This is a genomic window from Micromonospora sp. NPDC005305, from assembly GCF_040607315.1.
GTDB lineage: Bacteria > Actinomycetota > Actinomycetes > Mycobacteriales > Micromonosporaceae > Micromonospora.
Genome location: NZ_JBEXGL010000006.1, coordinates 117,235 through 130,650, shown reverse-complemented (window position 1 = coordinate 130,650; position 13,416 = coordinate 117,235). Strand labels below are relative to the sequence as shown.

13 protein-coding genes are annotated in these 13,416 nt (G+C 73.0%); 5 read left to right on the top strand and 8 right to left on the bottom strand.

Annotated features, from left to right (window positions below; translation table 11 throughout):
• Positions 1-80 precede the first annotated feature (80 nt).
• Positions 81-785, bottom strand: coding sequence for an amino acid-binding protein (locus tag ABZS80_RS12695; RefSeq protein ID WP_355055841.1), 705 nt, complete (start codon positions 783-785; stop codon positions 81-83).
• Positions 786-934: 149 nt separating this feature from the next.
• Between ABZS80_RS12695 and ABZS80_RS12690 the strand changes: the two genes are divergently transcribed.
• Together ABZS80_RS12690 and ABZS80_RS12685 are read left to right on the top strand one after the other, a co-directional pair.
• On the top strand, positions 935-2,008 hold the full coding sequence (locus ABZS80_RS12690; RefSeq protein ID WP_355055840.1) for a phosphotransferase family protein: 1,074 nt from the start codon (positions 935-937) through the stop codon (positions 2,006-2,008).
• On the top strand, positions 2,008-3,219 hold the full coding sequence (locus tag ABZS80_RS12685) for an acyl-CoA dehydrogenase family protein (protein WP_355055839.1): 1,212 nt from the start codon (positions 2,008-2,010) through the stop codon (positions 3,217-3,219). The genes ABZS80_RS12690 and ABZS80_RS12685 overlap by 1 nt, the downstream gene beginning before the upstream one ends.
• A gap of 3 nt (positions 3,220-3,222) precedes the next feature.
• On the opposite strand, the gene ABZS80_RS12680 is transcribed toward ABZS80_RS12685, so the two are convergent.
• The 6 genes from ABZS80_RS12680 to ABZS80_RS12655 all read right to left on the bottom strand — a co-directional run bounded on the left by ABZS80_RS12680 (position 3,223) and on the right by ABZS80_RS12655 (position 9,907).
• Positions 3,223-4,269, bottom strand: a complete 1,047-nt coding sequence (locus ABZS80_RS12680; protein ID WP_355055838.1) for a LacI family DNA-binding transcriptional regulator — start codon at positions 4,267-4,269, stop codon at positions 3,223-3,225.
• Positions 4,270-4,351: 82 nt separating this feature from the next.
• Entirely contained in the window at positions 4,352-5,785 is a 1,434-nt protein-coding gene (locus ABZS80_RS12675; RefSeq protein ID WP_355055837.1) for a GH1 family beta-glucosidase, read from the bottom strand.
• The gene (locus ABZS80_RS12670; RefSeq protein WP_355056034.1) at positions 5,782-6,615 is read right to left on the bottom strand and encodes a carbohydrate ABC transporter permease; all 834 of its coding nucleotides are present in this window, start codon (positions 6,613-6,615) and stop codon (positions 5,782-5,784) included. The genes ABZS80_RS12675 and ABZS80_RS12670 overlap by 4 nt, the downstream gene beginning before the upstream one ends.
• Before the next feature lie 71 nt (positions 6,616-6,686).
• Positions 6,687-7,670, bottom strand: a complete 984-nt coding sequence (locus ABZS80_RS12665; protein WP_151464026.1) for a sugar ABC transporter permease — start codon at positions 7,668-7,670, stop codon at positions 6,687-6,689.
• Positions 7,671-7,798: 128 nt separating this feature from the next.
• On the bottom strand, positions 7,799-9,103 hold the full coding sequence (locus ABZS80_RS12660; protein WP_355055836.1) for an extracellular solute-binding protein: 1,305 nt from the start codon (positions 9,101-9,103) through the stop codon (positions 7,799-7,801).
• 258 nt (positions 9,104-9,361) lie between these two features.
• Positions 9,362-9,907, bottom strand: coding sequence for a plasmid pRiA4b ORF-3 family protein (locus ABZS80_RS12655; RefSeq protein WP_355055835.1), 546 nt, complete (start codon positions 9,905-9,907; stop codon positions 9,362-9,364).
• A gap of 150 nt (positions 9,908-10,057) precedes the next feature.
• Between ABZS80_RS12655 and ABZS80_RS12650 the strand changes: the two genes are divergently transcribed.
• Entirely contained in the window at positions 10,058-10,843 is a 786-nt protein-coding gene (locus ABZS80_RS12650; protein ID WP_355055834.1) for a pyrimidine reductase family protein, read from the top strand.
• A gap of 97 nt (positions 10,844-10,940) precedes the next feature.
• Here ABZS80_RS12650 and ABZS80_RS12645 read toward each other — a convergent pair whose 3' ends face one another.
• On the bottom strand, positions 10,941-11,972 hold the full coding sequence (locus tag ABZS80_RS12645; RefSeq protein ID WP_355055833.1) for a sigma-70 family RNA polymerase sigma factor: 1,032 nt from the start codon (positions 11,970-11,972) through the stop codon (positions 10,941-10,943).
• Positions 11,973-12,044: 72 nt separating this feature from the next.
• On the opposite strand from ABZS80_RS12645, the gene ABZS80_RS12640 reads away from it, so the two are divergent.
• Positions 12,045-12,878 carry an alpha/beta hydrolase gene (locus ABZS80_RS12640; protein WP_355055832.1) on the top strand — a complete coding sequence of 278 codons (834 nt, stop codon included), beginning with the start codon at positions 12,045-12,047 and terminating at the stop codon, positions 12,876-12,878.
• Positions 12,879-13,001: 123 nt separating this feature from the next.
• Entirely contained in the window at positions 13,002-13,412 is a 411-nt protein-coding gene (locus ABZS80_RS12635; protein WP_355055831.1) for a hypothetical protein, read from the top strand.
• Positions 13,413-13,416 lie beyond the last annotated feature (4 nt).

Here is a 13,416-nt window from a genome sequence, read left to right as displayed (position 1 = left end):
GGTTCGCTCCCTTCCTCACCACCGACCTTGCCGGCCGCCTGTTGCGCCCCCGTTGCCCTGGGGTGAAACGGTGGGACCGGTCAGGTGATGGTGGTCACGGGCGGGGCGCCGACCAGGTCGAGCCGGTCGCCGAGGATCACCGCGCCGGCCCGGACCAGCTGGGCGAGCCGGTCCACCTCGGTCGAGTGGAACGCGGCCGCGACGAGCGGTTCGCTGCGGTCGCGCGCCACCACCAGCACCAGGCCGGCCCGGCCGAAGGGCGCGACGGCGTAGTGGTGCCCGTCCGGGGTGGTCATGGCGCGGGCGCGCAGCGGGGTCACCTCCGGCAGCCGGGGCGGGACGGGGGCGCGCCAGCTCGCGTGCCCGACCGCCGCCCCGCCGGCCCCGCCACCGCGGGCGGCCCAGTCCAGCGGGACCACGGCGGCGACCGCCCAGTCCGCGGCGAGCAGCCCGGGCACCGCGTCGACCAGGTTGGCCACCCCGTCGGTCGGGTTCGCCGCGACCTGGGCGAGCAGTTCGGCGTCCTGGCCCGTGGTGGTCGGCGCGCCGATCGCCCGCCACACCCCGTCCACCCGGACACCGGGGATCGCGGCCAGGCCGGCGAGCAGGCGCTCCACCCGCGCCGCACCCGGCCAGACCACGGTGAAGTCGTCGACCGCCCGGCCGCCGAGCCGTTCCAGCACCACCACCTGGACGATGTCGGCGCCGGAGACGCCGAGCGTGCGGGCCACCTGGCCGAGCGTGCCCGGTCGGTCCGGCAGGGTCACCCGAACTCTCAGCAGCATGTCTGGTCCTCCGCTCGGCGGGCCGGCCGTGGCGGCCGGCAGGCTGGGCCCCAGCCTGCCGGTTGACCATTTCGCCCCCGTTGCAGCGGCATGTCCCGCCGGGAACATCCCACCTTGACAACAAAGCTGAGCTGCCATCAACTAACCCGATGACCGATCCGGCCGTCGACGCACCGCAGACCCCGACCGGTTCGGCCCCGCGCGGGCTCGACCTCGACCGGCTGGCCGCATATCTGGCCGCGCACCGGCCCGAGCTGTCCGGGCCGCTCTCGGCGCGGCTCATCGCCGGGGGCAAGTCCAACCTGACCTACCTGCTGCGCGCCGGCGACCGTGAGGTGGTGCTGCGCCGGCCGCCGCTCGGGCACGTGCTGGCCACCGCCCACGACATGGCCCGCGAGCACCGGGTGATCTCCGCACTGGCCCCCACCGCGGTGCCGGTCCCCGAGGTGCTGCTGCTCTGCACCGACCCCGACGTGCTCGGCGCGCCGTTCTACCTCATGGAGCGGGTCGACGGCGAGGTCTACCGGCGGCGGGAGCAGACCGACGCGCTCACCGCCGGCCAGCGGCGCGACCTGGCCATGGCCATGATGGACACCCTCGCCGGGCTGCACATGGTCGAGCCGGCCGCGGCCGGGCTGGCCGACTTCGGCCACCCTGAGGGCTACCTGGCCCGGCAGGTCCGCCGCTGGGCCGGCCAGCTCGACCGCTCCCGCAGCCGCCCGCTGCCCGGCATCGACGAGCTGCGCGACGCGCTCGCCGGCAGCGTGCCGGAGGGCGCGAACGCCGGGCGGATCGTGCACGGCGACTACCGGCTGGACAACCTGCTCGCGACCGTCGAGCCGGTGGCGGTGCGGGCCGTGCTCGACTGGGAGATGGCCACCCTCGGCGACCCCCTCGCCGACCTGGGGCTGCTGCTGACCTACTGGGACGTGCTGGGCGACAGCGACAGCGCCGAGGGCAATCCGGTCGCCGACGGCATCGGCCCGCGCGCCGGCTTCCCCACCGGCGCCGAGCTGATCGACCGGTACGCCGGCCGCAGCGACGTCGACGTGGGGCCGCTGCACTGGCACGTGGCGCTCGGCTGCTTCAAGCTCGCGGTGATCTGCGAGGGGATCCACTACCGGCACACGCTCGGGCAGACGCTCGGCGGGGGCTTCGACCGGATCGGCGACATGGTGGCGCCGCTGGTCGCGCACGGTCTGCACGCGGTGAGGGAGAAGTAGTGGACTTCGAGTACGACGCCCGGACGGTCGAGCTGCGCGGGAAGGTCGAGGCGTTCCTCACCGAGTGCGTCCTGCCGGCCGAGCCGGTGCACCACGAGCAGGTGCTCGCGGCCGGTGACCCGTGGGCGCGCCCGCCGGTGCTGGAGGAGCTGAAGGCCGAGGCCCGGGCACGCGGCCTGTGGAACCTCTTCCTGCCCGACCCGCGGTACGGCGCCGGGCTCACCAACCTGCAGTACGCCCCGCTGGCCGAGCTGACCGGGCGCAGCCCGCACCTGGCGCCGGAGGCGCTGAACTGCGCCGCCCCGGACACCGGCAACATGGAACTGCTGGCCGAGTTCGGCTCCGACGCGCAGCGCGACCGCTGGCTGGCGCCGCTGCTGGCCGGGGAGATCCGCTCGGCGTTCTGCATGACCGAGCCGGAGGTGGCCTCCTCCGACGCCACCAACATCGGCACCCGCATCGTCCGGGACGGCGACGCGTACGTGGTAAACGGCCGCAAGTGGTGGTCGTCCGGTGCCATGGACCCGCGCTGCGAGATCTTCATCGTGATGGGCAAGACCGACCCGGACGCCGACCGGCACCGGCAGCAGAGCATGATCCTGGTCCCCCGGGACACCCCCGGTGTGACGGTGCGCCGGGGCATGACGGTCTTCGGCTACAGCGACGCCCCGCACGGCGGGCACGCCGAGATCGACTTCACCGACGTACGGGTGCCGGCGGAGAACCTGGTCGGCGCCGAGGGCGCCGGCTTCGCCATCGCCCAGGCCCGGCTCGGCCCGGGGCGGATCCACCACTGCATGCGGCTGATCGGCATGGCCGAGCGGGCCCTGGAGCTGCTCTGCGGGCGGGCCCTCACCCGGGTCGCGTTCGGCCGCCCTCTCGCCGAGCAGGGCGTGGTCCGGGAGTGGATCGCCGAGTCCCGGGTGCGCATCGAGCAGGCCCGGCTGCTGGTGCTCAAGACCGCCTGGCTCATGGACACCGTCGGCAACCGGGGCGCGCACACCGAGATCCAGGCCATCAAGATCGCCACGCCGGCGATGGCCGAGTGGGTCATCGACAAGGCCATCCAGGCGCACGGCGGGGCCGGCGTCAGCCAGGACACGCCGCTCGCGGCCCTCTGGGCGCAGGCCCGCACCCTCCGCCTGGCCGACGGGCCCGACGAGGTGCACCGGGCGTCCCTGGCGAAGCGGGAGCTGCGCCGCTGGGCCTGAGCCTCAGGCGGAGGCGCGGTGGATGAGCTTGGTGTCCAGCAGCACGTGCGGGCTGGGCAGCTCCTCGCCGCGGATCCGGGAGACCAGCAGCCGGGCCATCTGCCGGCCCATCTCCTCGACCGGCTGGAAGACCGTGGTGAGCGGCGGCTCGGCCTGCCGGGCGATCGGGGCGTCGTCGAAGCCGATCACCGCCACGTCCTCGGGCACCCGGCGGCCGGCCTCGCGCAGCGCGCGCAGGGCGCCGAAGGCCATCAGGTCGGAGGCCACGAAGACGGCGTCCAGGTCCGGGCACACCTCCAGCAGCCGGCGCATGCAGGCCGTGCCGCTGCCCTCGCTGAAGTCCCCGTACGCGATGAGGTCCGGGTTGAGGTCGCCGCCCGCGGCCCGGACCGCCTCCTTGTAGCCGGACAGCCGGGCCAGGCCGGCGCCCATGTCCTGGGGGCCGGCGATCGTGGCGACCCGCCGCCGGCCGCGGGCGAAGAGGTGCTCCACCGCCTGCCGGGCGCCGCCCACGTTGTCCACGTCGACGAACCAGGCCGGCTGGGCGTTCGGGTGCAGCATCCGGGCCGGCCGGCCACCGAGCACGGTGGGCAGGCCGCGCTCCTCCAGCAGGGTGGGCAGCGGGTCGGCGTCGTGCAGCGAGAGCAGCAGCACCCCGTCGACGTGCTGGTTGGTCAGGTGGTGCTCGACCCGTTCCCGCTCGATCTGCGACTGGGCCATGGCCAGCCAGAGCTGCATGGGGGTCTCCAGCAACGCGGAGCTGACGCCCCGGACGATCCCGGCGAAGAACGGCTCGGTGAAGACGCGCTCCCCCGACTCGGAGACGACCAGCGCCACCGAGTCGGTCCGCTGGGTGACCAGCGCCCGGGCCGCGCGGTTGGGCACGTACCCCAGCTCGGCGATGGCCGCCTGGACGGCGGCCCGGGCCTCCGGGCTGACCTGCGGCGAGCCGTTGACCACCCGGGAGACCGTGCCGCGCCCCACGCCGGCGCGGGCCGCGACCGCGTCGAGGGTCGGGCGCCCGAGCGACCGTGTGCGCTGCGTTGTCATCGTCTGTGCTCCTCCGACATCGGGCGGGCCCGGCACCTGTCGAGGCGCCGGCGCCGGGCCGCCCGTCACTGGCTGGCCCAGCCTATTGTGCGGCCAGGCCGTTGCGTCGGATCACATCGGCGTACCACCTGGCGCTGGACTTCGGGGTCCGCACCTGGCTGTCGTAGTCGACGTGGACCATGCCGAAGCGCTTCGTGTAGCCCCACGCCCACTCGAAGTTGTCCATGAGCGACCAGGCGAAGTATCCCTTCAGCGGCACCCCGGCGCCGATCGCGGCGTGCGCGGCGCGCAGGTGCGCGTCGAAGTACGCCAGCCGGTCCGGGTCGTCGACCCGGCCGTCGACCACCGCGTCGACGAACGCGGAGCCGTTCTCGGTGACGTAGAGCGGCAGGTCGGTGTACTCCTTGTGCACCCGCTCCAGCGTCTCCACCAGGCCCGGGGCGTCGATCTCCCAGCCCATGTCGGTCACCGGGACGCCCCGGGTGACGAACTGGACGTCCTGGCTGCCCGGCCAGCACGAGGGCGCCCGCCAGTAGGCCTCCGCCGGCCCGGTCTCCGCGGGCGCGGCGACGACGTACCGGCTGTAGTAGTTGACGCCCACCATGTCCAACGGGGTCGAGATGACCGCCAGGTCGCCGTCCCGGACGTGCCCGAAGTCGGTGACCTCGCGCAGGTCGGCGAGGAGGTCCGCCGGGTACGCCCCGCGCAGCACCGGGTCGAGGAAGAACCGGTTGGCCAGCGCGTCGATCCGGCGGGCGGCGTCGGCGTCCGCCGGGGACCCGGTGGCGGGGGTGACCGGGTAGAGGTTGACCGTGATGCCGAGCTGCGCGTCCGGGCGGGACGCCCGCAGCGCCTGCACGGCCAGCCCGTGCCCGAGCATGAGGTGGTGCCCGGCCCGGACCGCGTCCGCCCCGTCCGACCGGCCGGGGGCGTGCACCCCGGAGCCGTAGCCGAGGAAGGCCGAGCACCACGGCTCGTTGAACGTGGTGAAGTACTTCACCCGGTCGCCGAGGGCGTCGGCGACCAGCTGGGCGTAGTCGGCGAACCGGGCGGCCGTGTCCCGGGCCGGCCAGCCGCCCGCGTCCTCCAACGGCTGGGGCAGGTCCCAGTGGTAGAGGGTCAGCCAGGGCTGGATGCCGTGGCCCAGCAGCTCGTCCACCAGGCGCCGGTAGAAGTCCATCCCCTCGGGGTTGACCGCCCCGGCGCCGCCCGGCTGCACGCGCGGCCAGGAGACGGAGAAGCGGTAGGACTTCAGCCCGAGGTCGGCCATCAGCCGTACGTCGTCGGGCATCCGGTGGTAGTGGTCGCAGGCCACGTCGCCGGTGTGCCCGGCCACCGTCCGCCCCTCGGTGTGGCTGAAGGTGTCCCAGATCGACGGGCCGCGGCCGCCCTCGGTCGCCGCGCCCTCGATCTGGTACGCGGCGGTCGCCGCGCCCCAGAGGAAGCCGGGCGGGAAGGTGGCTGCCGCACCCTGGTCGAGAACGCCGACGGCGGGCGGGCTGGCTGGGTTGCTCACGACTTGACGGCGCCTTCCATGATTCCGCCGATGATCTGGCGGCCGAAGATGATGAACACGATCAACAGTGGCAGGGTCGCCAGTGCGGTGCCAGCGAAGAGCGCCACGTAGTCCGTCTGGTACAGCCCGGACGAGAGGATCTTCAGGGAGTACTGCACCGTCGGGGTGTCCGGGGTGAGCACGATGAACGGCCAGAGGAACTCGTTCCAGGTCTGCATGAAGGTCAGCAGGCCGAGCACCGCCGCCGCCGGCCGCAGCGCGGGCAGCACGACGTTCCAGTAGATCCGCCAGGTGGAGCAGCCGTCGAGCCGGGCGGCTTCGATCAGCTCGTCGCTGATCGCGGACATCGCGTACTGGCGCATCATGAACACGCCGAAGCCCTGCACCAGGAACGGCACGATGACCGCCTGCAGGGTGCCCGTCCAGCCGAGTTCCACCATCATCAGGTAGAGCGGGATGACACCGAGTTGGGTCGGCACCATCATGGTCATGATGATGATCAGCAGCAGCGCGTTGCTGCCCCGGAACTTGAGCTTGGCGAAAGCGAAGCCGGCCAGGCTGGAGAAGAAGATCACCGAGATGGTGACGACGGTCGACACGACGGCCGAGTTGACCAGACCGTAGATGAACGCGGCGTCCTCGTTGGCGAGCATCCGGTCGATGTTGGTGAACAGCTGGTCGCCGGGGGTCGGCGGCATCTCGTAGACCGCGCTGTTGTCCCGCGAGGCGATGATGAACGACCAGATGATCGGGAAGATCGACAGTACGCCGCCGAGGATGAGCGCGAGGTAGGTCAGCGGACTGGCCTGCCAGAGCTGGGCGCCGGGCAGCCGACCGCGGCCGTGGCGGCGGGACGGCACCGGAGGCGGGGTGACCGAACGGGGCAGGGTCTGCGTCGTGGTCACTTCTTGTCTCCCTTCACCGACCGGCGTACCAGCACGAAGTTGATCAGCGCGAAGACGATGATCATCATGAAGAGCAACCAGGACATCGCGGAGCCGTACCCGTACTCGGCGTTCCCGGTGAAGGTCTTCTCGTAGATGTACATGGCCAGGGTCTGGAACTGGTGGTCCACCCCGCCGCGGACCAGCCCGTTCCCGTACATCAGGGGCTCGGTGAAGATCTGGAAGCCACCGATGGTGGAGATGATGATCGTGAAGAGGATCGTCGGCCGGATCAGCGGCACCGTGATCGACCAGAACTGCCGCCAGGTCGAGGCGCCGTCCAGCGACGCCGACTCGTACAGGTCCTTGGGGATGGCCTGCATGGCACCGAGGTAGATGAGCGCGTTGTAGCCGGTCCACCGCCAGTCGACCATGAAGGCGATGGCGAACCAGGAGGCGAAGCGGTTGTCCCGCCAGGCGATCGGGTCGAATCCCACCGTGCCGAGCAACCAGTTGATGAGGCCGTACCGGTCCGCGAAGATCAGCGCGAAGATGATGCCGACCGCGGCCACCGAGGTGATGTTGGGGATGACCACACCCATCCGCAGCAGCGTGCGGGCCTTCATCTGCCGGTTCAGCAGGTTGGCGAGCATCAGCGCCACGATGAGCTGCGGCACGGTGCTGAGCAGGAAGATGCCAAGGGTGTTGTAGGCGGCGTTCCAGAACTGGGCGTCCTGCATCAGGAGGCGGTAGTTCTCCAGCCCCGCGTACTCCTTGGTTCCGCTCAGCAGCTCGTAGTCGAAGAGCGAAACGTAGACCGTGTAGAGGACCGGGAAGAGGCCGAAGACCCCGAAGAGGACGAAGAACGGCGCGACATACAGGTACGGGGAGTACTTGAGGTCCCAGCGGCCGAGCCGGTACGACCGGCGGCGGTGCAGCGGGGCGGACGGGGGCGGCGAAGCGGCGCGCGATGGTGGTACCGCGCCGACAGTAGAACTCATTGCGGGTCCTTCCGGGAGGTGGGGCGGCGGCGACCTCGCCGCGACGCCCACACCCTGGGGCGGGTGTGGGCGCCGCCGCCGAGCCCACGGGCAGCGGATCACCGTGGGCTCGGCCGGTCACCGGCGACTCAGCTGGTCGCCTTCTTGGCCTCGTCCACCGCCTTCGTCCAGGCGGCATCCGCACTGAGCCGGCCACGCTCGGCCGCCTGCATCTGCGGCTCGAAGATGGTCTCCCAGACCTGCTGGTGCTTGGCACCGAGGAAGACCGGCTTCATGTTCTTGACGCTCTCCCCAAAGATCTTGCCGGTGGGCGCACCGCTGAAGTACTCGCTCGTCTTGTCCTTGAACGCCGGGTCGTCGAGGCCGGCGATGTCGGACGGCATCGCGCCCGCCTCCTTGAACGCCGCCAGGTGGCCCTCCTTGCTGGTCAGGTACTTGGCCAGCTCGTACGCCTCCTTCGGGTGCTTGGTCTGCGCCGGCACGGCCAGGTAGGAACCACCCCAGTTGCCGCCGCCGCCGGGGATGGTGGCGATGTCCCACTTGCCGGAGTTCGCCGGGCCGGACTTCGGGGCGATGACACCCTCGGTCATCCAGGCCGGGCAGGGCAGGGTCGCGAACGCGGAGTTCTTGAAGGCCCCGTCCCAGTCGGCGCTCCACCGCTGCGTCTTGGCGGTCAGCCCATCCTTGGCCATCTGCAGGCCCAGGTCCCAGGTCTGCTTGATGACCGGGTTGGTGTCGCCGATGAACTTGTTGTCCTTGTCGAAGAAGAAGGTCTGCGAGTTCTGCATGACGTACGGCTGCATCAGGCTGGTCGCGCTGTCCAGCCAGGCGGCCTTGACCTTGCCGCTGGCCTTGAACTCCTTGCCCAGCGCGATGTAGTCCTGCCAGGTGGTCATCCGCTTCGAGACCTCGTCCCGGTCGGTGGGCAGACCGGCCTGCTGGAACAGGTCCTTGCGGTAGCACATGGCGAGTCCACCGACGTCGGTGCCGAGCCCGATCAGCTTCTTGCCATCCGGTGTGAGGGCGTTGTTCCACTTCCACTCGGGGAAGTTGGCCTTCACCTCACCGGCGCCCAGGTCGAGCAGGTTGGCGAACTTGTCGGGGTTCTGGACGTACCCGAGCAGGACGCCCTCCTCCAGACCAACCACGTCACCGGCACCGCTGCCGGCGGCGAGCCACTGCACCAGCTTCGGCTGGAAGTCGCGCAGCTCGCCCATCTTCTGGTGCTCGACCTTGATGTTCGGGTGCGCCGCCTCGAAGTCCTTGATGGCCTGGTCGTAGCCGAAGTTCTGGAAGGTCTGCAGGACCAGCTTGACCTGGCCGCCCTCGCCGGTGGACCCCTCGTCGTCGTTCTTCTTGCTGCACCCGGCGCTGCCGAGAGCAACGCCCGCGGCCAGCACGGCGGCCGCAGCAATTCGGAGCCGGCGCCTCATGACGCTCATCCCTGACCCCTCTCAGGTGGGTAACTCGTGTGGTGGGTTCTGACTCGCGCCCGCCCGCCCGTCGGCCGGGCGGGTCGCATGGTGAGGCTCTGGTTCTGGGGCGCCGCCGCGACGAGCGATGTGGCTTGAGACACACGTCCGGGAGCGCTCCCATGAGATTGCCGGCAGGTATCAGGGGTGTCAATAGACCGATGGGAGCGTTCCCAGATCGTTACCGCGTGGCTCCCGGGCGCACTCGCGGAGGGACGATCAGCAGAAGCGGCGCAGCAGGGTGGTGGCCCGATCGGCGGCGAAGAACTCCGGCTCGAAGCCGGCGCCGGCCCACTCCCGCATCATCCGGTGCTCGGCGTGCCCCGGGTCGGCCAGCGCGGCCAGCAGGACGGCGTACCCGGCCGGGCCGCCGACGTCCTCGGGCGGGCAGGCGCGCTCCCCCTCGACGCAGGCCGGGTAGCGCTCGTCGGGGTCGGCCGTGCACACGTCCTCGACCACCACGTCGTGCTCCCACCAGTCGCCGAAGTCGTAGGTGTAGCGGAACCGGTCGCCCTTGCCCACCACCGCGTCCAGCCGGACGTCCAGCTCGTCGCGCAGCGCCAGCTCGCCGTCCGGGTCGGGCTCGCCGTACTGGCGGCCGCCGACGTCGAACGAGTGCAGGTGGCAGTCGCGCCAGCCCATCGCGTGCTGGACCACCCGGTGCAGCCGGTCCAGGGTGTAGCCGCCGGGCACCAGCACCCGCCGCCACACCGGCGGACGGACCCCGGCGAGGGAGACCTTCAGTTGGAAGATCTGACGCGACATGCTGTCCCATCCTTCCTCGGCATAGGCTGCCCACATGATCTGCCGAGCGTGCCGGGAGCGGCGGCACGACGACTGTCCAGGCCGGAAGTGGTGCGACTGCCAGCACCGTACCCCCGAACCCACCCCTCCGGTCACCGGTCCGGCCGGCGAATGAGCGTCGGAACCCCGATCGAACGGATCTGGCCGACGCCCGTCACCGGGCCGCTGACCGATCCGGAGCTGGCCGCGCTCTACGGCCGCGCGACCCGTCCCCACCTGCGGGTGAACTTCGTGGCCAGCGCCGACGGCGCGGTCACCCTGGACGGCTACTCCGCCGGCCTGTCCGGCGAGCCGGACAAGCGCGTCTTCGGCCTGCTCCGGATGCTCTGCGACGGGCTCCTGGTGGCCGCCGGCACGCTGCGCCACGAGGGCTACCGGGCGGTCCGGCTCGGCGAGGCGCGCCGCGCCTGGCGCCGCGAGCAGGGCCTGACCGAATACCCCACCCTCGTGGTGGTCTCCGGCTCGCTGGACCTCGACCCGGCCCAGGCGTGCTTCGCCGACGCGCCGGTCCGGCCGCTCGTGCTCACCCACGCGGCCGCCGACCCGCCGCCCGGCCTGACCGAGGTGGCCGACCTCGTCCGCTGCGGCGCGGAGCGGGTCGACCTGGCCGCCGGCCTCGCCGAGCTGCGCCGGCGCGGGCTGGGCCAGGTGCTCTGCGAGGGCGGGCCGCAGCTGTTCGGCGCGCTCACCGCGGCCGACCTGGTGGACGAGCTGTGCCTGACCGTCGCGCCGCTGCTCGCCGGGGCCGGCCCGGGCCGGATCACCGCCGGACCCGGCAGCGCGCCGCGGCACCTGCCGCTGCGCCACGTGCTGGCCGCCGCCGACGGCGTGCTCATGCTCCGCTACGCCCGCGACCCGGGCAGCGCGCCGCCCGCCGGCGCCGCCCCGGCCGCCTGACCCAGGGCCGCCGCGGGGGCCGGCACCCGGAAGGGGTACGCGGGCAGCCCGCCCCGGCCGCGGCGGAGCGGACGGGCCCACGCCGTGCCGGCACGGGTCAGCGGGCCGGCGGCAGGGAGTCCGGCAGCCCGAACGCCGCGAAGTGCGCCCCGCCCACGAACGAGGTGATCCCGGCGATCCGGTCACCCCGCAACGTCAGCACGTCGACCGACCACGGCAGGTACGGGCCGGTCCCGCCCGGGCGCAGGTAGCCGGCGACCGCGGGCTGGCCGTTCGCGTTGGCCGGCAGGTGCCGCCAGCTGCCGCACGGGCCGAGCGGCGCCGACCGGGCGAAGTCCAGCACGGCCGCGACGCCCCGGTACCAGTGCGGCATGGGCGGCATGGACCAGGTGACGTCCTCGCTGAGCAGGGCGACGAGGGCGTCCGCGTCGCCGTTCTCCAGCGCGGTCGTGTAGCCGGTGACGACCTCGCGCAGCCGGACGTCGTCGAGCATCCGCAGGGTGCGCTGCTGGGTCGCGGCGGGAGCCCGCTCGGCCAGCACGCGGCGGGCGCGCGCCAGGGCCGAGTTGACCGACGTGGTCGACGTGCCCAGCATGGCGCCGATCTCCGCGGCCGAGTAGCCGAGCACGTCGAAGAGCAGCAGCGCCGCCCGCTGGTTGCCCGGCAGGTGCTGCACCGCGGCCACGAAGGCCAGCTCGACCGCCTCGCGCTGCTCGTACCGCGCGCCCGGGGCGACCGGGCCGGGCGCGAGGCCGGCGTCCGGGTACGGGCCGAGCCAGGCGACGTCGTGGGCCGGGCGGTTGTCGGGCACGGCGCTGTCACTGGCCGGGCCGAGGTCGACCGGCAGGGCCCGCCGGGCACGGCCGGCGATGGCGTCGAGGCAGACCCGGGTCGTCACGGTGTAGAGCCACGAGCGCAGCGAGCCGCGCCCGGCGAAGGTCGGCAGCCCCCGCCACGCCCGCAGCAGCGCGTCCTGGAGGGCGTCGTCGGCGTCGTGGACCGAGCCGAGCATCCGGTAGCAGTGGGCGTGCAGGTCCCGGCGCAGCGGCGCGACGAGCGCCGTGAAGGCGGCCTCGTCGACCGGGGCGCGGTCGGGTGACCCGGCGGCGGTCGGGGAACTGACGCTCACAACCGACGATTCTGCCGCAGCACCGGAGTCAGGACAGTGAACGGCTCGCCCGCCACGACCCTGGAGGACCCGATGAGCAGCATGTCCACCGCGCCCGTCACCACCGGCACCCTGGCGGTGCCCGACGGGCGGCTCCACTACGAGGTGCGCGGGCGGGGCCCGCTCGTGGCCCTGGTCGCCGCCCCGATGGACGCCGACGCCTTCGCGCCACTGGCCGACCTGCTGGCCGCGGAGCACACCGTGCTGACCACCGACCCGCGCGGAATCCGCCGCAGCGTCCTGCACGACCCGCACCAGGACTCGACTCCCGAACTGCGGGCCGACGACGTCGCCCGGCTCCTCGCCCACGTCGACGCGGGTCCGGCCGCCGTGCTCGGGTCCAGCGGCGGCGCGGTGACCGTCCTGGCCCTGGCCCAGGCGGGTACCACCCTGGTGCACACGGTCGTCGCGCACGAACCGCCGCTGCTCGGCCTGCTGCCGGACCGGGCGGACCTGCTGGCCCGCGAGGACGACATGATCGCCACCTACCGTGCCGGGGACCGGCTCGGCGCCGGGCGCAAGTTCCTCGCCAGCGCGAACATCCACCTGCCGGAGGAGGTGGTGCTCGGCATGTTCGGCGGCGAGCCCGATCCGCAGGCGGCGGCCGACGAGCACTTCCAGTACCTGCACATGATCCGGGGAACCACCCGCTTCCGGCCCGACGTCGACGCGCTGCGCGACGGCCCGACCCGGGTCGTCGTCGGTCTCGGGGAGCAGTCGACCGGTGAGGTCTGCGACCGCACCTCCCGGGCGCTCGCGGCGGCGCTGGGCACCTCGCCGGCGATGTTCCCGGGCGGGCACCTCGGTTTCGCCGAGGACCCGCCGGCCTTCGCCGCCCGGCTGCGCGAGGTGCTCGCCGCCGGCTGAGGCACCACGCGACGCCACGCGGGGACGCGGGGTGTGGTGCTCCGGCACCGGATCCCGCGCCCCGCCGGGTCGGGCTGTGCCGTCTCGGGAACCCGCCGTTGATCAGCGCCGTAACCTCGGGGAATGCGGACACCGCAGGCGACCGGGACGGCGCCGGTGCGGACCGATCGCCCGGTCCTCGCCGGTGGGCTGCTGGTCGCCACCGGCCTGGCCGACGTGCTGGCCGCGTTCGGCATGCTCCGGTCCGGGGTCTTCGTGGTGCTCAGCGAGGGCGGCATGCACCAGGTCGACCTGACCTTCTGGGCGTGGCTGCAGATGGCGATCGGGGCCGCGGTCGCGCTCGCCGGGCTGGGGGCGGTCACCGGCCGGCGGGGCGCCGGCACCGTCGCGATCGGCTGCGCCGGGCTGGCGATCGCCGTGGACCTGCTCATGCTGCCGTACGCGCCGATCCGGTTGCTCATCGTGGCCGCCGTCGACGCGGCGGCGATCCGGCTGCTGCTCCGGCACCGCCCGGTCGCCGGCCGGGCGGGGTGAGGCC